This is a genomic window from Klebsiella sp. K5-204 (assembly GCF_030128585.1).
In the GTDB taxonomy this organism is placed as follows: domain Bacteria; phylum Pseudomonadota; class Gammaproteobacteria; order Enterobacterales; family Enterobacteriaceae; genus Klebsiella; species Klebsiella quasipneumoniae.
Map to the genome: position 1 here is coordinate 430,497 of NZ_JAKUZS010000007.1, position 19,778 is coordinate 450,274.

Annotated in this window: 17 protein-coding genes; 10 read left to right on the forward strand and 7 right to left on the reverse strand. The window is 55.3% G+C overall.

All coding sequences use genetic code 11. From position 1 onward, the window contains the following. The first annotated feature begins 3 nt into the window (after positions 1-3). From pqiA to rmf, 4 genes are all read left to right on the forward strand, one after another. Positions 4-1,272 carry a membrane integrity-associated transporter subunit PqiA gene (gene pqiA, locus MKR05_RS20225; RefSeq protein ID WP_023289047.1) on the forward strand — a complete coding sequence of 423 codons (1,269 nt, stop codon included), beginning with the start codon at positions 4-6 and terminating at the stop codon, positions 1,270-1,272. Further along, positions 1,262-2,899, forward strand: a complete 1,638-nt coding sequence (pqiB, locus tag MKR05_RS20230; RefSeq protein WP_032455284.1) for an intermembrane transport protein PqiB — start codon at positions 1,262-1,264, stop codon at positions 2,897-2,899. The genes pqiA and pqiB overlap by 11 nt, the downstream gene beginning before the upstream one ends. Beyond that, positions 2,899-3,462 carry a membrane integrity-associated transporter subunit PqiC gene (gene pqiC / locus MKR05_RS20235; RefSeq protein WP_032455285.1) on the forward strand — a complete coding sequence of 188 codons (564 nt, stop codon included), beginning with the start codon at positions 2,899-2,901 and terminating at the stop codon, positions 3,460-3,462. Before pqiB ends, pqiC begins: the two co-directional genes overlap by 1 nt. A 252-nt stretch (positions 3,463-3,714) precedes the next feature. Further along, positions 3,715-3,882 carry a ribosome modulation factor gene (rmf, locus tag MKR05_RS20240; protein WP_002898396.1) on the forward strand — a complete coding sequence of 56 codons (168 nt, stop codon included), beginning with the start codon at positions 3,715-3,717 and terminating at the stop codon, positions 3,880-3,882. 68 nt (positions 3,883-3,950) lie between these two features. On the opposite strand, the gene fabA is transcribed toward rmf, so the two are convergent. Together fabA and MKR05_RS20250 are read right to left on the reverse strand one after the other, a co-directional pair. Next, on the reverse strand, positions 3,951-4,469 hold the full coding sequence (gene fabA / locus MKR05_RS20245; RefSeq protein ID WP_004201428.1) for a bifunctional 3-hydroxydecanoyl-ACP dehydratase/trans-2-decenoyl-ACP isomerase: 519 nt from the start codon (positions 4,467-4,469) through the stop codon (positions 3,951-3,953). Between the two features lie 69 nt (positions 4,470-4,538). After that, positions 4,539-6,296 (reverse strand): Lon protease family protein, encoded by a 1,758-nt coding sequence (locus MKR05_RS20250; RefSeq protein ID WP_032455286.1) that lies wholly within the window; start codon positions 6,294-6,296, stop codon positions 4,539-4,541. A 185-nt stretch (positions 6,297-6,481) separates the two neighbouring features. On the opposite strand from MKR05_RS20250, the gene matP reads away from it, so the two are divergent. Further along, positions 6,482-6,934, forward strand: coding sequence for a macrodomain Ter protein MatP (gene matP, locus MKR05_RS20255; RefSeq protein ID WP_002898404.1), 453 nt, complete (start codon positions 6,482-6,484; stop codon positions 6,932-6,934). 146 nt (positions 6,935-7,080) lie between these two features. Here the strand turns inward: matP and ompA are convergent, their stop codons facing one another. Both ompA and sulA read right to left on the reverse strand, forming a co-directional pair. Next, positions 7,081-8,151 carry a porin OmpA gene (gene ompA / locus MKR05_RS20260; RefSeq protein WP_044521956.1) on the reverse strand — a complete coding sequence of 357 codons (1,071 nt, stop codon included), beginning with the start codon at positions 8,149-8,151 and terminating at the stop codon, positions 7,081-7,083. A 352-nt stretch (positions 8,152-8,503) separates the two neighbouring features. Then, on the reverse strand, positions 8,504-9,013 hold the full coding sequence (gene sulA, locus MKR05_RS20265; protein WP_023289052.1) for an SOS-induced cell division inhibitor SulA: 510 nt from the start codon (positions 9,011-9,013) through the stop codon (positions 8,504-8,506). Between the two features lie 25 nt (positions 9,014-9,038). On the opposite strand from sulA, the gene MKR05_RS20270 reads away from it, so the two are divergent. Next, positions 9,039-9,344 carry a hypothetical protein gene (locus MKR05_RS20270; protein ID WP_158238131.1) on the forward strand — a complete coding sequence of 102 codons (306 nt, stop codon included), beginning with the start codon at positions 9,039-9,041 and terminating at the stop codon, positions 9,342-9,344. A gap of 17 nt (positions 9,345-9,361) precedes the next feature. Further along, on the forward strand, positions 9,362-9,958 hold the full coding sequence (locus tag MKR05_RS20275; RefSeq protein WP_023289053.1) for a TfoX/Sxy family DNA transformation protein: 597 nt from the start codon (positions 9,362-9,364) through the stop codon (positions 9,956-9,958). Positions 9,959-9,968: 10 nt separating this feature from the next. On the opposite strand, the gene yccS is transcribed toward MKR05_RS20275, so the two are convergent. Both yccS and MKR05_RS20285 read right to left on the reverse strand, forming a co-directional pair. Next, a complete protein-coding gene (gene yccS, locus MKR05_RS20280) occupies positions 9,969-12,104 on the reverse strand; it encodes a YccS family putative transporter (protein ID WP_023289054.1) in 2,136 nt (711 codons plus the stop codon). A 17-nt stretch (positions 12,105-12,121) separates the two neighbouring features. Beyond that, complete coding sequence (locus MKR05_RS20285) at positions 12,122-12,568, reverse strand: YccF domain-containing protein (RefSeq protein ID WP_104467271.1); 447 nt, start codon at positions 12,566-12,568, stop codon at positions 12,122-12,124. A gap of 124 nt (positions 12,569-12,692) precedes the next feature. Between MKR05_RS20285 and helD the strand changes: the two genes are divergently transcribed. Continuing rightward, on the forward strand, positions 12,693-14,747 hold the full coding sequence (gene helD, locus MKR05_RS20290; protein ID WP_238875029.1) for a DNA helicase IV: 2,055 nt from the start codon (positions 12,693-12,695) through the stop codon (positions 14,745-14,747). Between the two features lie 11 nt (positions 14,748-14,758). On the opposite strand, the gene mgsA is transcribed toward helD, so the two are convergent. Beyond that, entirely contained in the window at positions 14,759-15,217 is a 459-nt protein-coding gene (gene mgsA, locus MKR05_RS20295) for a methylglyoxal synthase (RefSeq protein WP_004201439.1), read from the reverse strand. Positions 15,218-15,371: 154 nt separating this feature from the next. Here mgsA and MKR05_RS20300 point away from each other — a divergent pair, with 154 nt between their 5' ends. Both MKR05_RS20300 and MKR05_RS20305 read left to right on the forward strand, forming a co-directional pair. Further along, the gene (locus MKR05_RS20300) at positions 15,372-15,785 is read left to right on the forward strand and encodes a CoA-binding protein (RefSeq protein WP_044521947.1); all 414 of its coding nucleotides are present in this window, start codon (positions 15,372-15,374) and stop codon (positions 15,783-15,785) included. 614 nt (positions 15,786-16,399) lie between these two features. Next, on the forward strand, positions 16,400-19,778 hold a 3,379-nt coding region (locus MKR05_RS20305), incomplete at its 3' end, for a BapA/Bap/LapF family prefix-like domain-containing protein (RefSeq protein ID WP_284123264.1).

The window sequence follows — 19,778 nt, forward strand, 5'->3', positions numbered from 1 at the left end:
GTCATGTGCGATCATCATCATGCTGCGCGACATATTTTATGTCCCCAATGTGATTTGCTGGTGGCTTTGCCGCAGCTGGAGCATCGCCAGAAAGCCGCTTGCCCGCGCTGCGGTACAACGTTAACCACCACGTGGGACGCGCCTCGCCAGCGTCCCACGGCTTACGCGTTGGTCGCGCTGTTTATGCTGCTGTTGGCCAACCTGTTTCCATTTATCTACATGAAAGTGGGCGGGATCAGCAGCGAAATAGAGCTGTTGGAAATTCCCAATGTGTTATTTACCGAGGATTACGCCAGCCTCGGCACCTTCTTTTTACTCTTTGTGCAACTGGTACCGGCCTTTTGCCTGGTCACCATTCTGCTGTTGGTCAATCGGGTCAGGATGCCCGCTGGCCTGAAAGCGTTTCTGGCACGAATTCTGTTTCACCTGAAGACGTGGGGAATGGCGGAGATCTTTCTTGCCGGCGTGCTGGTGAGCTTCGTTAAGCTGATGGCCTATGGCGATATCGGTATCGGTCTGAGCTTTGTTCCGTGGTGCATGTTTTGTCTGCTGCAGTTACGCACTTTCCAGTGCGTCGACCGCCGCTGGCTGTGGGATGATATTGCCCCCATGCCAGCCATTAGCCAACCGCTGAAGGTCGGAGTGGCCGGCATCCGCCAGGGGCTGCGCTCCTGCGCCTGCTGCACGGCGGTGTTACCCGTCGACCAGACGGTCTGCCCGCGCTGTCATAGTAAAGGAACGGCGCGGCGTAAAAACAGCCTGCAGTGGACGCTGGCCCTGCTGGTGACCTCATTTATACTCTATCTCCCCGCCAATATTATGCCGATCATGATCACCGATCTGCTGGGCGATAAAATGCCGTCAACCATCATGGCCGGGGTAATTTTACTGTGGAGCGAGGGGTCTTATCCGGTGGCGCTGGTGATTTTTATTGCCAGTATTATGGTGCCGACGCTAAAGATGATCGCTATCGCCTGGCTGTGCTGGAATGCCAATGGCAACGGTGCGCGCGATTCGGAACGCATGCATCTGATCTATGAAGTGGTGGAATTTGTTGGCCGCTGGTCAATGATTGATGTTTTTGTCATCGCCGTACTCTCTGCGCTGGTGCGCATGGGAGGGTTGATGAATATCTATCCCGCCATCGGCGCGGTTATGTTTGCGCTGGTGGTGGTGATGACCATGTTTTCAGCCATGACGTTTGATCCCCGTTTACTGTGGGATCGTGAGCCAGATTCAAGCCATGAGGAAAGACAACAACATGGAAAATAAGAGCGGAGAAGCGAAAGTGCAGAAGGTGAAGAACTGGTCACCGGTGTGGATCTTCCCTATCGTCACTGCGCTGATCGGGGCGTGGATCCTGTTTTATCATTACAGCCATCAGGGACCTGAGGTCACGCTGATCACCACGAATGCGGAGGGGATTGAAGGGGGAAAAACCCGTATCAAGAGCCGTAGCGTGGACGTTGGGGTGGTGGAGAGCGCCACGCTGACCGACGATTTAACCCACGTGGAAATCAAAGCCCGCCTCAATTCCGGGATGCAGAAATTACTGCACAACGATTCCGTCTTCTGGGTGGTGAAACCGCAGGTAGGGCGCGAGGGGATCAGTGGCCTGGGAACATTATTGTCCGGGGCCTATATTGAACTGCAGCCGGGGTCGAAAGGTACGGTGCCGGAGCAGTATCCGCTGCTTGATTCTCCGCCGCTGGCCTCGCCGGACGCCAAGGGGATCCGTATTCTGCTGGAGAGCAGCAAGGCGGGCCAGCTGTCGCCGGGCGATCCGGTGCTGTTCCGCGGCTATCGCGTGGGGTCGGTGGAAACCAGCACCTTCGACACCCAGAAACGTCGTATCACTTATCAGTTGTTCATCAATGCGCCCAATGACCGCCTGGTAACCACCAATGTCCGCTTCTGGAAGGACAGTGGGATCGCTGTCGATTTGACCTCGGCGGGGATGCGCGTCGAGATGGGCTCGCTGTCGACGCTGTTTGGCGGCGGCGTGAGCTTCGATATTCCGGAAGGACTGGATCTCGGCGAGCCGGTGGCGAATAAAACGGAATACCATCTGTTTGACGATCAGAAGAGCATCCAGGATTCGGTCTTTACCGAACATATTGACTATGTGATGTTCTTCAAAGACTCAGTTCGCGGCCTGCAGCCCGGCGCGCCGGTAGAGTTCCGCGGCATCCGTCTGGGAACCGTCGGCAAAGTGCCATTCTTCATCCCCGGTCTGAAGCAGCGTTTGAACGACGACTATCGCATTCCGGTGGAAGTGCGGGTTGAACCGCAACGTCTGATTAACCAGCTGGGCGGCGATCCGAATATTCGCGCCCACATTGACGATCTGATCAACCGCGGACTGCGCGGCTCGCTGAAAACCGGCAATCTGGTGACCGGCGCGCTGTATATCGATCTCGACTTCTATCCGAAGGCGCCGCCGCGCGGGAAAATGCAGGAGTTTAACGGCTATCCGATTATCCCGACCATCAGCGGTGGTCTGGCGCAGATCCAGCAGCGTCTGATGGATGCGCTGGATAAGATTAATAACCTGCCGCTCAATCCGTTGCTGGAGCAGGCGACGAGCACCCTGGCGCAGAGCGAGAAGACCATGCAGCACGTGCAGACCACACTGGATAGTCTGAATAAGATCACCTCCAGCCAGTCGATGCAGCAGTTGCCTGCCGATATGCAGACGACGCTGCGCGAGCTGAACCGCAGCATGCAGGGCTTCCAGCCGGGCTCCGCGGCCTACAATAAGATGGTGGCCGATATGCAGCGTCTGGATCAGGTGCTGCGCGAGCTGCAGCCGGTCCTGAAAACGCTCAATGATAAGAGCAATGCGCTGGTATTTGAGGCGAAGGATAAAAAAGACCCACAGCCGAAGGGAGCGAAATAATGAAAAAATGGTTACTCGCGGCAACCGTATGCGTGCTGACGGCATGCAGTAGCGGCGGCGAAAGCAAAACGTATTACCAGCTGCCGGTGGCGCAGGGCGGCGCACAGCGCGCCGCCAGCCAGGGGGCACGTCTGCTGTGGGTTGAGCAGGTCAGCATCCCGGATTATCTGGCGGGTAACGGGGTGGTCTACCAGACCACCGACGTACAGTATGTGATCGCCAATAATAATCTGTGGGCCAGCCCGCTGGACCAGCAGCTACGCACCACGCTGGTGGCGAACCTGAGCCAACAGCTGCCGGGCTGGGTGGTGTCATCCCAGCCGCTGGGTAGCGAACAGGATACGCTCAACGTCGCGGTCAACGGCTTTCACGGACGCTACGACGGGCGGGTTATCGTCAGCGGTGAGTGGCTGCTGAAGCATCAGGGGCAGCTGATCAAGCGCCCGTTTAACATCGTGCTTAAGCAGGATCAGGATGGATATGATGCGATGGTCAAGACCCTGGCGCAGGCGTGGAGCCAGGAGGCGGCAGCCATTGCCAGCGAGCTTAACCGTCTGCCATAAGTAAAATTCATCACGCTGATCTGCCGCGCGGTTCATCTGAGCCGCGCGGCTTTTTTTTGTCAGGTCAGTTCGTTACCGGCCGGTGTGCCAGGTGAACAAAAAATGAACTCTTATATAGGTCACAAATATGACAATGGCGTGAATTTTGCGCATTGACGTCGCCTTCATTTCGCGGTATTCGTTACCCGTGGCTGCACAATTTGCGACCACTGTTTTCTTTTCCACCAGATCAAAGAATGAGGGAAACGAGGCATGAAGAGACAAAAACGAGATCGCCTGGAACGGGCACATCAACGCGGATATCAGGCGGGTATCGCAGGAAGATCGAAAGAAATGTGTCCATACCAGAGCTTGAATCAACGCTCATGGTGGCTGGGAGGCTGGCGAGAAGCCATGGAGGACAGGGTACTAACGGCCTGACACTGTCTCTTTAAAAAAGAAGCCTCCGCATAGCGGGGGCTTCGCCTTTTAATCGCTGCTGAACGTTATCAGAAAGCGGAAGTATCCTGGAACAGACCCACTTTCAGATCGCTTGCGGTGTAGATCAGACGATCGTCAACCAGCACTTCTCCATCCGCAAGGCCCATAATCAGACGACGGTTAACGATGCGCTTGAAGTGGATGCGGTAGGTCACTTTTTTCGCGGTCGGCAGAACCTGCCCCGTGAATTTCACTTCGCCAACGCCCAGCGCACGGCCTTTGCCTTCGCCGCCGAGCCAGCCGAGATAGAAACCTACCAGCTGCCACATGGCATCCAGGCCCAGGCAGCCCGGCATCACCGGATCGCCGATAAAGTGGCAACCGAAGAACCACAGGTCCGGGTTGATGTCGAGTTCGGCCTCAACATAACCTTTGTCGTAGTTACCACCGGTTTCGGTCATTTTGATGACGCGGTCCATCATCAGCATGTTTGGCGCCGGCAACTGCGGGCCTTTCGCGCCGAACAGTTCACCACGACCAGAGGCAAGAAGATCTTCTTTTGTATAGGATTCGCGTTTATCTACCATGTTTTCAGTAAGCCTTATTTTAAGTTCGGGACGCAGGATAGCTAACACGTGTAAGCTGAACAAGTCCGATCAGTTAGAACTTGTCCCACCTAACCAGCGTAGCGGCCACGGAAAACGATGGCGAGTCTCCTGCTGGGTCGCCTGCGCTATCCGCTCCTGAATGGTTTGTCGCAGCGTCTGTCCTTCACCGTCCCACATCAGCTGGGTCAACATTGGCAGCGCTTCGGTAATATCGTCTATTGCCCAGATAGCAAACTGATTGTCGGCAACGGCCTGACGCAGCTCGTGGGTCAGACTAAGATGGCGAACGTTGGCGGCAGGGATAATCACGCCCTGTTTTCCGGTGAGACCGCGCTGCTGACAGATTGTGAAGAAACCTTCAATTTTTTCATTCAGTCCGCCTACCGGCTGCACACGACCAAACTGGTCGACGGAGCCGGTGATCGCGATGCTCTGATTAATCGGCACGTTGGCCAGCGCGCTGATTAAGGCGCAAAGTTCCGCCATGGAGGCGCTGTCGCCATCCACTTCACTGTAGGACTGTTCAAAGGTCAGCGAAGCGGAGAAGGGGAGTTGTTGCTCCAGCTCCAGCTCGGACATCAGAAAAGCCTGCATGATCATCATGCCTTTCGCATGGATGTTGCCGCCCAGCTCGGCTTTGCGTTCGACGTCGATAAACTCGCCGTCGCCAATGTGCACGACGCAGCTGATGCGCGAAGGTTCGCCGAAGGCGCGTGGATGACCGGGGAATTCAATGACCGAGAGGGCGTTGATCTGCCCGACGCATTCGCCTTCGGTTTCAATCAGGATCTGTTCCTGCAGGATTTCATCCTGCATACGCTCCGCCAGGTAGCCTTCACGCCACTCCCGGCGCGCCAGCATCGTCTGCATCGCTTCGCCGGTAATCTCTTCGCCTTCGCAGAAGGCGGCAGACTCACGCAGCTGGCGGGCTATCCATAGCGGGCTGAGCGGCAGGGTCTCCTGGTCGCCGGTGTAGCGCGTCCCTTCATCGATCAGCAGTGGCCAGGCATCGCTCGCCGGGCCCGGTAGCTCCAGCTGCTGCGCATTCTGCCATACCCACTGGCACCAGGCCTTCAGCGTATCGGCGTCCGCAAACTGCAGGGTGTCTTCATACTCGCTATAGATAGCCTGGGCAGAGAGCTCTGGCTCCATTTCCTGGAAATCGGCCAGCGATTCGCGTTCGCCCACCAGCATGACTTTCAGGCTCAGCGGCATGGAAGGGATGCTGACCGGCAGCGGCCGTGATTCATCAATGGAGAGCCAGTCAAAGCGCTGACGGGTCACCATATTTTTCAGGCGCATCCACAGCAGCGGTTGCGCCAGTAATGCGCGTAGTGAGAGCACCAGCACGCCGCCGTTGGCCTGATGGACCAGGCCAGGCTGGAGTGTGATTTCACCATTAAACTGGCGTACGCAGCCAAACAGCTGTTCCGCCTCCAGCCAATCGGCCGCCACGACCGGAGCGGTACTGGCAAAATTATCTTCAGCGCGTTGCGCCGGCGCGAGCGTCACGTGAGGGCCGTTAACCTCATAGCGAACTCCGTGAAGCGGTGCGGCAGGCTCGTGCAGCGTGCGAGTTTCAGCTGCCAGCCATTGCAGATATTCCGGCTCCTCAGGGGCTTTCACCAGCATGAAGGAGGAGACTGCCGGGGTGTACAGCAGCTGCTCAAGCGCATAGAACAACCGCGGCTGCAGATCGCCCGAGAGGGAGGGGGCCGGATGAGAGAGTTCAGCTTGAGCAAACAGCGCCTGGTAAGGTTCCAGATCAGGCGCAAGGTCGGTTCGGGTCAGTTTCGTAATGGTCAAAGTCGCTGTTTTTTAGTTAGATGTAAAGCGCGCAATTATACCTGATGCCGCGTCTGAGCACACGGAGGATTATGGCTACCCCGATGATTACCCGGCCATCCACATCACGAATAATGATTTATATTCAGCACATCAGGAAAAAACTGATATCCTGAAATGAGTTACACGGTCACATTGAGATCGCAATGAAATATCAACAACTGGAAAATCTTGAAAGCGGCTGGAAATGGAAATATCTGGTAAAGAAGCACCGGGAAGGTGAGCTGATTACCCGCTACATTGAGGCCAGCGCTGCGCAAGCTGCGGTAGATGACTTGCTGACGCTCGAGAATGAACCTGTGCTGGTGCATGCCTGGATTGAGCAGCATATGAATCCGGCGCTGATGAACCGCATGAAACAGACCATCCGTGCGCGACGGAAACGCCATTTTAACGCCGAGCATCAGCATACGCGTAAGAAGTCGATCGACCTTGAGTTTGTCGTCTGGCAGCGCCTTGCCGGTCTGGCGCAGAGGCGAGGGAAAACCTTGTCCGAAACCATCGTCCAGCTGATTGAGGATGCTGAGCATAAAGAGAAGTATGCCAGCAAAATGTCGAGCCTGAAGCACGATCTGCAGGTTCTGTTAGGTAAGGAGTAGCGGGCTGCCCGTTCAGTGGTGACTAAGGCGCAGGTCGCGCCACACAGGCTACCATCCGCCTCTAACGGCCTTCAGTCTTTAGCCGCTAAAGCGAGCGAGAAGACATAAAAAAACCCGCCGAAGCGGGTTTTTTCATCAGTTATAACTTAAGCCGCAGGCTGAGTTACAACTTCTTTGTAGCCTTTAACTTCGATCTCTACACGACGATCCGGAGCCAGGCAGTCGATCAGGGCAGCGCGAGCTTTCACGTTGTCACAGGTGTTGCCAGTAACCGGGTTGGATTCACCCATGCCGCGAGCGGAGATTTTGCCAGCCGGGATGCCTTTAGCAACCAGGTAGTCAACAACGGACTGAGCACGTTTCTCAGACAGCTGCTGGTTGTAAGCTTCGGAACCGATGCGGTCGGTGTAGCCCAGAACAACAGCGGAACCGTCTTTCGGATCCATGTTGCTCAGCTGGGTGTACAGCTGATCCAGAGCCTGCTGACCTTCCGGTTTCAGGGTTGCTTTGTTGAAGTTGAACAGTACGTCAGACTTCAGGGTGAAGTGCTTGGTCGCCACTTCCGGAGCCGGAGCCGGAGCCGGAGCTACAACCGGTGCAGCATCTTCCTGACCGAAACGGTAGGAAACGCCCAGGCTCAGCATGCCGTTATCAGGACGGGTACCCACAGTGCCCGCGTCGCCGATGTTGTTAACCCACTGGTATTCCAGACGGGTAGCGATGTCACGAGTAACAGCCCACTCTACGCCGCCAGCAAATACTGGGGAAACGCCAGTGTCGTGTTCGCTACGGGAAACGCCGGTAGAAGCGTAGTTGCCTTTGGAGTCAGCGCGCCAAACCATGCCGCCCAGACGGGTGTAGATGTCCAGATCGTCAGTGATCGGGTAACCCAGTTTAGCGGTCAGCTGAACGCCCTGAGCTTTGAAAGCACCGTTGTCAACGCTGCCTTTATATGCCATACGGCCCAGCCAGTCGTAACCCATTTCGAAACCGAGGTACGGGTTAACCTGGTAACCACCGAACGCACCAGCACCGAGCTGATCGTTACGGGTCGGACCATTGTTGCCCTGGAAACCGTTACCGTAGAAACCGGTGTCGTGATACTGGGACCAACCCAGTTTACCACCTGCATACCAGGTGTTATCTTTCGGAGCGGCCTGCGCTACGGTAGCGAAGCCAGCCAGTGCCACTGCAATCGCGATAGCTGTCTTTTTCATTTTTTGCGCCTCATTATCATCCAAAATTCGCCATGAAGTTACAAAAGACCTCACGGTTAAATCCTTCACCGGGGGCGTGACTTGTTGTTAACTATGCTGATACATGCAGCGTAAGCCGATCACCCCTGGCGATGTAAAGTCTACAACTTAGTTCGAAACTTACAAGTGTGAACTCTGTCAGGCATATGAAAAAAAAGGGTTGTGTACACAATATTTAACAAATATGGTTGATTTTCGTACACGAAAAAAAGGCACAAATGCCCGTGTGGCAGGCATTCCGCGAAAAAGACCTTAAAAAACGCTGTGCCATTACTACCGGTAAAAAAAATTCCAGGAATAATCCTAATTTCACTCAATGATACAAATTTGAGTGAATTTTTAGCCCGCTGAGTTGTCTGCCGAGCGTGCCCTGATTTCGGACCGGGCGCATGATGAATCCCATCGCGCAGCCTTCCTGGGCTGCATGCACCAGACGCTCATGTTCGTCAGCGGTTAACTCCTCCGCCAGCCAGCAGATAACCACACTATAGTTACCGGTACGCAGGGCGCGGATCATCGAGTCTAAAGTGTGACTGGGGGAGAGCTGGCTAATTTGCATGACCTTAGACAGCGGCAGACCGGCGGACTGAACCCACTCACGGCTAAGCTTTTGTTGCGGCGTAAGCCACAGCTGCCAGCGAGACTGTTGACCCAACTGCTGTAATAAAGGTAGCAACAACAACTGTGTCATCATGGGTTGATCTTCACGATAGACAATTTCACTGATCAGCCCATTGGCGGCCTGTTCGCCAGAACGATGAGCGTAGTGGGCTGCCGGAGCAGAGGCCTGTGCTGAACGGTTTGCATGAGCTGAAGTAAACATAGTCTATCCCGCCTGTAGTTACTGTATGCATATACAGTATATCCGCCAGGGGAAAAGATCAACCGCAATTTGTCATTTTGCTGGTGGAAATTTAATCGCTTTCAGCCATCCTGACGGTACAGGTTTGCGGCTACTCGCAACACCATCCTTAACACCGGCTAATCCTTTTTCTCCTGTCTGCCAGTTGCAGCAACAGCTGCAATTTTCTGAAAGCGTCTCGCAAAACCGCATTCTGGTGGAAAAGCAGGCAAAAATCATCTTGCTGCTGTCAGGGAAGTCCCTTATGTTTTCCCTTAGCGGATCCGTTAACAACTTAAGTTTAATTACATGATTCACAAAGGAATGATCATGAGAAAACTCGTATGTCCGCGGCTCCCGCAATTTCAGGCCTGCGTCTCTCCGCTGGGTCAACTTCACTCTCGCCCCCTGTTTGGCGGCTACAGCCTGGCTATCGAAGATACCGTGTTTGCGATGGTGGCAGAGGGGAATATTTATCTAAAGGCCTGCGAGCAGAGCGCTGCCTATCGGGTAGAACACCATAATCCTTTATTGATGCTGCGCCGACACGGGCGCATCGTGCCGCTAAAGTATTATCAAATCGACGATGCCTTGTGGCGCGATGAGAAACAGCTTTTCCGCTTGTCACTGATGTCGTGGCAGAGCGCCCAGCGTGAAAAATATCGCCGCCGGTCGTCGGGACGCCTGAAGGATTTACCCAATATCAGTTTTCATATGGAATTGCAGTTGATTCACTCGGGCATACCAGACGTGTTAGCACTACGGGAGGTGGGCGCCCGCCAGGCCTGGCTAAAGCTGCGCGAGAACAATGCTTCCCTATCGCACAACGTCTTGCTGGCGCTGGAGGGGGCTATCGTTGGCGTTCATGCCGCCGCGCTCCCGACGCCACGGCGTCAGGAGCTTCTGGAATGGGCGTCTGCGCGCTAATGGACAACGGTTATTCCGTTTGAGCGTGTACCCGCTGCTGCAGGCGGCAGATTTCAGGCAACAGCGCCAGCAGCAGGCCAATCTGCTGTAGCACCAGGGGCTCTTTACTGTCCGCGCGAGGCTCCAGATGGTGGATCCGGCTTTGCAGGCTGGTCAACGCCTTCTGCACTCGCTGTTCATCCGCTGGGGTATGATGCAGGGCATCATCGACATAGCAGACCGCATCATCGAGCAGGGCGAGGATGTCCGGCGTGGACAGTTTTTCCCGATGCGCGCCGAGAGCGGAAATGTAGCTGGTGAAGGTATGATTGAGACACAGCAGGCGAAAGGCGGTCTCACGCTGGGCGGCATCCGCCCGTGGTTCCGTCGACAAGTTCGAGACGACGGAAGCCAGCTCAGCATCGCGGTTGTAGGCGTCACGGCGTGCGACACGGTAGGCCAGCCGGTTGTCGCGGCCCTGGTGGTACTGCTCCAGGATGGCATCCAGATAACGGCAGTTCGCGTTTAGCGCCCGGTCCAGCGCCCGCGGCAGGTTGCGGAATTTCCAGTCCGGCCAGATGAAGCTGACCGCCGCCCAGGCGATGGCGCAGCCGATCAGCGTATCAATGATGCGCGGCAGCGCGACTTCAAAACCTTCGCCAAGCAGGTTAAAGCACAGCAGCACCAGCAGCGTAATAAACATGGTGGCATGGGCGTACTGCACGTTACGAAAGGCGAAGAACAGCACGCCGGTGAGGACGATCAGCAGCAGCTGCCCTTCAACCGACGGTACCAGCAGGAGGACCGGCAGGCCGATCGCCACCCCGACCAGCGTGCCGATGATCCGCAACGCCAGGCGATGGCGGGTGGCGTTATAGTTCGGCTGACAGACGAACAAACTGGTCAGCAGGATCCAGTAGCCGTGCTGAAGACCGGTAAACTGGATGAAGGCATAGCCGGCGCAGAGCACCAGCGACATACGCACCGCGTGGCGAAAGAGGGCTGACTCTGGCGACATATTGCGCTGCAGGCGCAGCCAGATATCGTTCAGTCCGCCGAGCCTGTCGTCGGCCAGCAGCGTCTCTGTATTACTCCCGGCGGGCGCGGTGGTTTGCACCGATTCAATCGTGGCCAGCTGAGCATCAATGGCGCGCAGGTTATTGAGTAAATAGCCAAGGGCGTTGAGCTGCTCATCGGATGCGCCGCTGGCGCGTACGCGCTCAAGTGCCGCATCGAGATGCATAAACGCCCGTTCGAAATGGGCATCATGCTGATAGGGTTCGCGCAGCAGAATCGCCCGCGAGAGTTTCTGGCAGGCCTGCGCCTGCATCGAAAGCATGCGCTGGAAACGGAACATCACATCGCTGTAGCGGAACTGGTCGCGCAGGGTCTGGTACTGAATATGCGATGAGCTGGCGCGTTCATGAATATCCTGGGCCACAAAGTAATACTGCAGCGTACGACGAGTACCACGCTGTCCCCGGTCGCCTCGTAGTCGGGTCAACAGTGAGACCTTGGTTTGGTTAAGGGTCGCCACCAGTTGGCCGTTGGCGAGGGCCAGATCGTACAGCGGCGCCTGGCTCTCATCCTCAAGGTCTGGATCAAACAGCCGGGATTTGAGCTCCAGATAGCGGGCCAGTTGCTCATAGCTACGCGCCAGGTTGTCCTGCAGTGGACGAATTGGAAAGATCAGGTGGCCGGACAACGTCAGCAGGTTGTACCACACGGCTCCCGCCAGCAGGAACAACGGCTGCAGATACCAGTGATCGTACAGCGTGACGCCGAGCATGGTGTAGATGGCGATAAGCAGGGCGCCGAAGGCAATGGTCGCATAGCGCTGTCCGAGGCCGCCAAGCAAAATAAAGCCGATGGTAGACACGGTCAGACCAAGGGCAAACAGCGGCGGCCACGGAAACAGCAGCTCCACGGAGGCGGAGGCGATAAAAAAGCAAACCAGAGTAATGGCGAGGTTGCGCAGACGGCCCGCCAGACGGTCATCAAGGTCGGTCAGCGCCGCGGCCACGACGCCGAGGGTGAGGGGGATGGTCAGTTTGACTTCGCCGATCCACCAGGGAAACAGCGTCGTGCCGCAGAGCGCAATAAAAATGCGTACGTTATAAAGCCAGGCGCTGTTCCAGGTGTAGCGGCGTAGCAGGGGGCTAATCATGTCCGTGTTCCGTTCGGTTACTGAAAGCGACGACGCGCATTGGCTTCGCGCGCGGCGCGCGCGGTTTCCACAGAGACGACCCGGCGACCCACCGGCCAGAGGGCGATGGCGGCGATTTTAAAATTAGCGATCCCCACCGGGATGCCAATGATAGTCAGGCATTGGGCGATGCCGCTGAAAATATGCATCAGGCACAACCACCAGCCGAAAAAAATGAACCACAGAATGTTCAGGATGGTGCCGCCGGCGTTCAGCAGGCTGTTTTGGCGACCTGGCTCGAGCTCATCAATATGAATCGCCTCGTTACCATAAGGAAATAACGAAAGGCGAGTGATTTCCCAGCAGGAACGAGTCAGCGGCAGCGTGACGATCAGCATAATGCTGACCAGGGTGGCGAGCAGCCAGCCTAAAGTGGTGGCGAAACCGCCAAGGATAAAGTTCAAAATATTCAGAATGGTACGCATAAAGCCTCGGTTTTGCCCTGTGGATAATAAGACCTGACAATTGTAACGTTTTTTTGCGCTGGAGCACCTGGTCCGGGGCGGTTAAACTGAAAAACAATCCACCCTGATTGAAAATCGACATTATATGGAACTTAAAGCGACAACATTGGGCAAACGCATGGCTCAGCATCCTTATGACAGGGTGCAGTTACTGAATGCCGGGGTAAAGGTTTCCGGCGATCGTCATGAGTATCTTATCCCTTTCAATCAGTTATTGTCAGTGCATTGTAAGCGCGGTCTGGTCTGGGGCGAACTGGAGTTTGTGCTGCCGGACGATAAAGTCGTGCGTTTGCACGGTACCGAATGGAGCGAAACGCAGCGCTTTTATCACCATTTACACACGCTCTGGCAGCAGTGGAGCACGGAAATGAGCGATATCGCCGCCGGGGTGCTGAAGCAGCAGCTGGCAGCCATCGAACGCACCCGGGCAGAAGGTAAGTGGCTGACGCGTCAGCAGGTGGCGGATGTTCAGGATAATATTCGCCATGCGTTAACCGGGCTGCCGATGCCCACCAGCCGGCTTGACGCCTTTGATAACTGCCGGGAGCTGTGGCGGGAATGTCAGCGCTGGTTAGGGGATATTGAAGCGGCGCGTCAGGCCCATAACCAGGCCTTTACCGAGGCGATGCTGGAACAGTATCGCGGCTTTTTTGACGGCGTAGAATCCTCCCCGCTCAATCCGTCGCAGGCGCGAGCGGTGGTGAACGGCGAGCGCTCCCTGCTGGTGCTGGCGGGAGCGGGCAGTGGTAAAACCTCGGTGCTGGTGGCTCGAGCGGGCTGGCTGCTGGCGCGGGGAGAAGCGGCGGCAGAGCAAATTCTGCTGCTGGCATTTGGCCGCCAGGCGGCGCAGGAGATGGATGAGCGGATCCGCGAGCGTCTGGCATCAGACGATATTACCGCCCGCACCTTCCACTCGCTGGCGCTGCATATTATCCAGCAGGGCAGCAAAAAAGTGCCCACCATCAGTAAGCTGGAAAGCGATACTGCGGACCGCCACGCATTGCTGCTGAAAAGCTGGCAAAAGCAGTGCCAGGAGAAAAAAGCGCAGGCGAAAGGCTGGCGCCTGTGGCTGGAAGAGGAGATGGGCTGGCAACTGCCGGAGGGGGACTTCTGGCAGGATAAAAAGGTGCAGCGGCGGATGGCCAGCCGGCTTGACCGCTGGGTCAGCCTGATGTGCATGCACGGCGGCTCCCAGGCAGAGATGATCGCCGGCGCGCCGGATGCGGTACGCGATCTGTTCAGTAAACGGGTGAAGCTGATGTCGCCCCTGCTGAAAGAGTGGAAGGCGGCGCTGAAGGCGGAGAATGCAGTCGATTTTTCCGGCCTGATCCATCAGGCGGTCAATATTCTCGATAAAGGCCGCTTCGTTAGCCCGTGGAAACACATTCTGGTGGATGAATTTCAGGATATTTCGCCGCAGCGAGCCTCGCTGCTGGCCGCGTTACGCCGGCAAAATAGCCAAACCACGCTCTTTGCCGTTGGCGATGACTGGCAGGCGATTTACCGGTTCAGCGGGGCGCAGCTCTCCCTGACCACCGCGTTCAACCACTACTTTGGCGAAGGGGACTGCTGTGCGCTGGATACCACCTATCGCTTTAACGGGCGTATCGGCGAAATAGCCAATGGTTTTATCCAGCAGAATCCGCATCAGTTAAGCAAACCGCTGAACAGCCTGACCGCGGGAGATAAAAAGGCCGTCACGCTGTTAGCCGACGATAAGCTGGACGATCTTCTGGATAAATTGAGCGGTTACGTTAAGCCCGAGCAGCGGATCCTGCTGCTTGCCCGCTACCATCATCTGAAGCCCGAGGCGCTTGATAAAGCGGCGACGCGCTGGCCGCACCTCCAGCTTGATTTTATGACTATTCACGCCAGCAAAGGTCAGCAGGCCGACTATGTCATTGTGCTGGGACTGCAGGAGGGAGTGGATGCGTTTCCGGCTCCAGCGCGCGAGTCGATCATAGAGGAGGCGCTCCTGCCGCAACCGGAAGATTTTCCGGATGCGGAGGAACGTCGACTGCTGTACGTGGCCATAACCCGTGCCCGTCACCGGGTGTGGCTGTTATTTAACAAGGCGCAACCGTCGCCGTTTGTCGAGATCCTGCAGGCGCTGGATGTGCCTGTGGCCAGAAAGCCGTGATCGCGGTTCGATTATTTCAGGCGCTCGGCAAGATATCGCGGATAATCCGGGATCAGAATATCGAGCGGTTGAGCGAAGTGCGGCGACTGGATAATAAAGTCAGCGGTGGAGACGTTAGTGGCGACCGGAATGTTCCAGACCGTGGCCAGACGCAGCAAGGCTTTGACATCCGGGTCGTGGGGAACGGCGTTCAGCGGATCCCAGAAGAAGATCAGCACGTCGATTTTCCCTTCTGAAATGAGGGCACCCACCTGCTGGTCGCCGCCCATCGGGCCGCTCAGCATGGCATTGACCTCCAGCCCGGTAGCCCGGGAGACCAGGTTGCCGGTAGTGCCGGTGGCGTACAAAACATGTTGCGCCAGCAGCGCCTGATGGCGAGCAACCCATTTCATCAGCATATCTTTACAGTGATCGTGAGCCACCAGCGCGATATGTTTTTGCGCAGGCAGGGTACGTGTTGTCAGTTCCATATTTTCATTCCGCATTTTGACCTGCTGACAGATTACTGAATGTGGCTGTCGCTGCAAGCATCAGGGATGAAAATTTTGCTGAATCTGCGGGTTAGCCTGGATGGCCCCCTGCTGCGGATTAGCATACACTTAGGTGAAATAGCAGGAGGAAACCATGAAAGAGAACGATATTGCCGAAATCCTGACCTCGACACGGACGATTGCGCTGGTCGGCGCCAGCGACAAACCTGACCGTCCTAGCTACCGGGTCATGAAGTATCTGCTGGATCAGGGGTATCACGTTATCCCGGTTTCGCCGAAGGTGGCAGGCAAGACGCTGTTGGGGCAGCAGGGCTATGGAACGCTTGCCGATGTTCCGGAAAAGGTCGACATGGTTGATGTCTTCCGTAATTCAGAAGCGGCATGGGGCGTGGCGCAGGAGGCGATTGCTATCGGCGCGAAAACGCTGTGGCTGCAGCTGGGGGTGATCAATGAACAGGCCGCGGTGCTGGCCCGAGAAGCCGGGTTAAAGGTGGTGATGGATCGTTGTCCGGCCATTGAGCTACCGCGACTGGGGCTGGCTAAGTAAAAATAACCCGCATTAGCGGGTTTTTTTATCCTTCTCTAATAAATAAAATTCGCATTATTTATGTTTTCTTAGCGAAACGTTTCGTTGTTCATTTGAAAATTTATAGAGTGGAAATAACCTTGTGGAATATAATGTCTTTATTAATCACAGATAGCCATGCTAATTATGTGGAATAATAAAAAAACACTCAGACTCGAATTTTTTCATTTTTTTAAGGCATGTTTTAATTAAGGTTATTAATGCGGTAATTATTTTAATTATTAAAAAATGGAGGTGATTTGAATATTGCAATTCCGTGACAAAGGTCTCATTTTTTTGAGGTGAACGATGAAAAAAAACGATAGAAAGATATGACGAAGCCAGGAAGTATAATTTTTTTTTGCCAAACGAGTTCTTAATGAAATGAAAACCTGGCATGAAAAATAAAAGAGTACAGAAGTGTGATTCTCTGTTTTATTGTCTTATTTATCAATCAGTTGTTTTGTTTCAATGTATTTCAGTTTTGTTTCTTAACATCCTTGCGGCCCCGTGGTTTCTGGTATATCTAATAAGATGCATAAGTAAGAATTATCTCAAAACCTCTGACTGCGTCTTCATCCCAAGGGTGCGTCCTGATGAAAAATATAAATATCACAGCAAAAGACACAGGTGTGAAATACACCATCGATGGTAATCAAGTTAACTTGAACACGCAGTCAGTTGTCGTGTTGCATATTAAGCGAGAGGACATCAGTTCGTTCTCGAGGCAAGGTAATGATCTTGTTCTGAAGATAAACGATGGCAGTACGCTTACGCTGAAAAACTTTTTTGTTAATGATGCCAGTGGGCATCATAGCGATTTAGTTTTACAGGATGACGATAGTGGGGCTCTGTGGTGGCTTGAAGGGGCAGGAACCAGCGATGCCCATTATTCTCTCATCAGCGATATTTCAGGATTACTAGTTGCTGGCAGTTCTGGTGGTAGCATTGCTCCATGGGTAATGGCTGGGGCGGCACTGCTGGGGGTGGGCGCGATGATTGCGGGATCATCTGATAAAGATCACTCATCTCATTCTAACATTGATGATACAGACTCCGATGCTGATAGTGATTCGGATTCTGACTCAGACAGCGATACTAACCCTGGCGGCAGCGAAAGTGATGCCGATGCGGATTCTGACAGCGATTCTGACTCTGACAGTGACTCGGATTCCGACAGTGACTCGGATTCGGACAGCGACTCTGACTCCGACAGCGACTCCGATTCTGACTCCGACTCTGACTCCGACAGCGATGCGGACTCGGACAGCGACTCCGATTCAGACAGTGACTCTGACTCCGACAGCGACTCGGATTCGGACAGCGATGCGGATTCTGACAGTGACTCGGACTCCGACAGCGACTCGGATTCTGACTCCGACTCCGATTCGGACAGCGATTCAGATTCCGACAGTGACTCGGATTCCGACAGCGATTCTGACTCTGACAGCGACTCGGACTCAGACAGTGACTCCGACTCCGACAGCGATGCGGATTCGGACAGCGATGCGGATTCTGACAGTGACTCGGACTCTGACAGCGATTCGGATTCTGACAGTGACTCCGATTCAGACAGCGACTCGGACTCTGACAGTGACTCTGATTCCGACAGCGACTCCGACTCTGACAGCGACTCCGACTCTGACAGCGACTCGGATTCTGACAGTGACTCGGATTCAGACAGCGACTCCGACTCGGATAGCGATTCCGACTCCGACTCTGACTCCGACAGCGACTCCGACTCCGACTCCGACTCTGACAGCGATGCGGATTCTGACAGTGACTCGGACTCGGACAGCGATTCGGATTCTGACAGTGATTCTGACTCCGACTCCGACAGCGACTCCGACTCGGATAGCGATTCCGACTCTGACAGTGACTCGGATTCGGACAGCGACTCTGATTCCGACAGTGACTCCGATTCAGACAGCGACTCGGACTCTGACAGCGACTCGGATTCCGACAGCGATTCTGACTCTGACAGCGATTCGGACTCAGACAGTGACTCCGACTCCGATTCTGACAGCGACTCTGACAGCGACTCGGATTCTGACTCCGACTCTGACTCCGACAGCGATGCGGATTCTGACAGCGACTCGGATTCTGACTCCGACTCTGACTCCGACAGCGATTCGGATTCTGACAGTGACTCGGACTCCGACAGCGACTCCGACTCTGACAGCGATTCGGACTCTGACAGTGATTCGGATTCTGACAGCGACTCGGACTCCGACAGCGACTCGGATTCTGACAGCGACTCGGATTCTGACAGTGACTCCGACTCAGACAGCGATTCGGATTCCGACAGCGATTCGGATTCCGACAGCGATTCAGATTCCGACAGCGACTCGGACTCCGACTCGGATTCTGACTCCGACAGTGACTCGGATTCCGACAGTGACTCGGATTCCGACAGCGATTCGGATTCTGACAGTGACTCGGATTCTGACAGTGATTCAGACTCCGACAGCGATGCGGATTCAGACAGCGATTCGGATTCTGACTCCGACTCGGACTCCGACAGCGACTCCGACTCTGACAGTGACTCGGACTCCGACAGTGATGCGGACTCCGACAGCGACTCGGATTCCGACAGTGACTCGGATTCTGACAGTGACTCGGATTCTGACAGTGACTCGGACTCCGACTCGGATTCCGATTCTGACAGTGACTCGGATTCCGACAGTGACTCGGACTCTGACAGCGACTCGGATTCAGACAGCGATTCGGATTCTGACAGCGATTCCGACTCTGACAGCGACTCCGATTCCGACAGTGATTCGGACTCTGACAGCGACTCGGATTCCGACAGCGACTCGGACTCAGACAGCGACTCCGACTCTGACAGCGACTCGGACTCCGACAGCGACTCTGACTCCGACAGCGATGCGGATTCAGACAGCGACTCGGACTCCGACTCTGACTCCGACAGCGATTCGGATTCTGACAGTGACTCTGACTCCGACAGCGACTCGGACTCCGACAGCGACTCCGACTCGGATAGCGATTCCGATTCCGACAGCGATTCGGATTCTGACAGCGATTCGGATTCTGACTCCGACTCGGACTCTGACAGCGACTCCGATTCTGACTCTGACAGTGACTCGGATTCTGACTCCGACTCCGACAGTGACTCCGATTCAGATAGTGACTCGGATTCCGACAGTGACTCGGATTCCGACAGCGACTCCGACTCTGACAGCGATTCTGACTCCGACAGCGACTCCGACTCTGACAGCGACTCGGACTCCGACAGCGACTCGGACTCTGACAGTGACTCTGATTCCGACAGCGATTCAGACTCTGACAGCGACTCGGATTCTGACAGCGACTCTGACTCCGACAGCGATGCGGACTCGGATAGCGATTCTGACTCCGATAGCGACTCCGACTCCGACTCCGACTCCGACTCCGACTCTGACAGCGATGCGGATTCTGACAGTGACTCGGATTCGGACAGCGATTCGGATTCTGACAGTGATTCTGACTCCGACTCCGACAGCGACTCCGACTCCGACAGCGACTCGGACTCGGACAGCGACTCGGATTCGGATACCGAACCGCAGGCAAATGATGATACCCATACCGCGGCTATCGATACCGTAGAGGGCAATCTTAACAACGTGACCGGAACCGCAAGCCAGCTGCTCGGTGTCTCCTTACTCAATACGGTGGATGTCTCCCTGCTGGCGGCAAACTCAACGAAGTTCTCGGTTAGTGAAGGAACCACTGAGGACGTGACGATAGCTGTTACCGGTTCAACGTTGCTGAGTCTGCAGTCGGTACTGGCACTGGTGGGACAACTGGTGGGAGGTGCTTCATCTATCACCGCCGATCTGTCGATAGTGAATACCGACACCGGTGAGGTGGTGCAGATTATTCCGGATGCCGTGAGCCTGACGCCATCTCTGGCGCTGCTCAATCTGGTTTACTCCGGCAGCGCGACCTTCAGCGACCTGCCGGCAGGGAACTACG

What these genes read in the sequence shown, in the direction of transcription:
- pqiA (WP_023289047.1), top strand. Translation starts at nt 4, where the DNA reads ATGTGCGATCATCATCATGCTGCGCGACATATTTTATGTCCCCAATGT.
- pqiB (WP_032455284.1), top strand. Translation starts at nt 1,262, where the DNA reads ATGGAAAATAAGAGCGGAGAAGCGAAAGTGCAGAAGGTGAAGAACTGG.
- pqiC (WP_032455285.1), top strand. Translation starts at nt 2,899, where the DNA reads ATGAAAAAATGGTTACTCGCGGCAACCGTATGCGTGCTGACGGCATGC.
- rmf (WP_002898396.1), top strand. Translation starts at nt 3,715, where the DNA reads ATGAAGAGACAAAAACGAGATCGCCTGGAACGGGCACATCAACGCGGA.
- fabA (WP_004201428.1), bottom strand. Translation starts at nt 4,469, where the DNA reads ATGGTAGATAAACGCGAATCCTATACAAAAGAAGATCTTCTTGCCTCT.
- matP (WP_002898404.1), top strand. Translation starts at nt 6,482, where the DNA reads ATGAAATATCAACAACTGGAAAATCTTGAAAGCGGCTGGAAATGGAAA.
- ompA (WP_044521956.1), bottom strand. Translation starts at nt 8,151, where the DNA reads ATGAAAAAGACAGCTATCGCGATTGCAGTGGCACTGGCTGGCTTCGCT.
- sulA (WP_023289052.1), bottom strand. Translation starts at nt 9,013, where the DNA reads ATGTTTACTTCAGCTCATGCAAACCGTTCAGCACAGGCCTCTGCTCCG.
- MKR05_RS20270 (WP_158238131.1), top strand. Translation starts at nt 9,039, where the DNA reads ATGCATATACAGTATATCCGCCAGGGGAAAAGATCAACCGCAATTTGT.
- MKR05_RS20275 (WP_023289053.1), top strand. Translation starts at nt 9,362, where the DNA reads ATGAGAAAACTCGTATGTCCGCGGCTCCCGCAATTTCAGGCCTGCGTC.
- yccS (WP_023289054.1), bottom strand. Translation starts at nt 12,104, where the DNA reads ATGATTAGCCCCCTGCTACGCCGCTACACCTGGAACAGCGCCTGGCTT.
- MKR05_RS20285 (WP_104467271.1), bottom strand. Translation starts at nt 12,568, where the DNA reads ATGCGTACCATTCTGAATATTTTGAACTTTATCCTTGGCGGTTTCGCC.
- helD (WP_238875029.1), top strand. Translation starts at nt 12,693, where the DNA reads ATGGAACTTAAAGCGACAACATTGGGCAAACGCATGGCTCAGCATCCT.
- mgsA (WP_004201439.1), bottom strand. Translation starts at nt 15,217, where the DNA reads ATGGAACTGACAACACGTACCCTGCCTGCGCAAAAACATATCGCGCTG.
- MKR05_RS20300 (WP_044521947.1), top strand. Translation starts at nt 15,372, where the DNA reads ATGAAAGAGAACGATATTGCCGAAATCCTGACCTCGACACGGACGATT.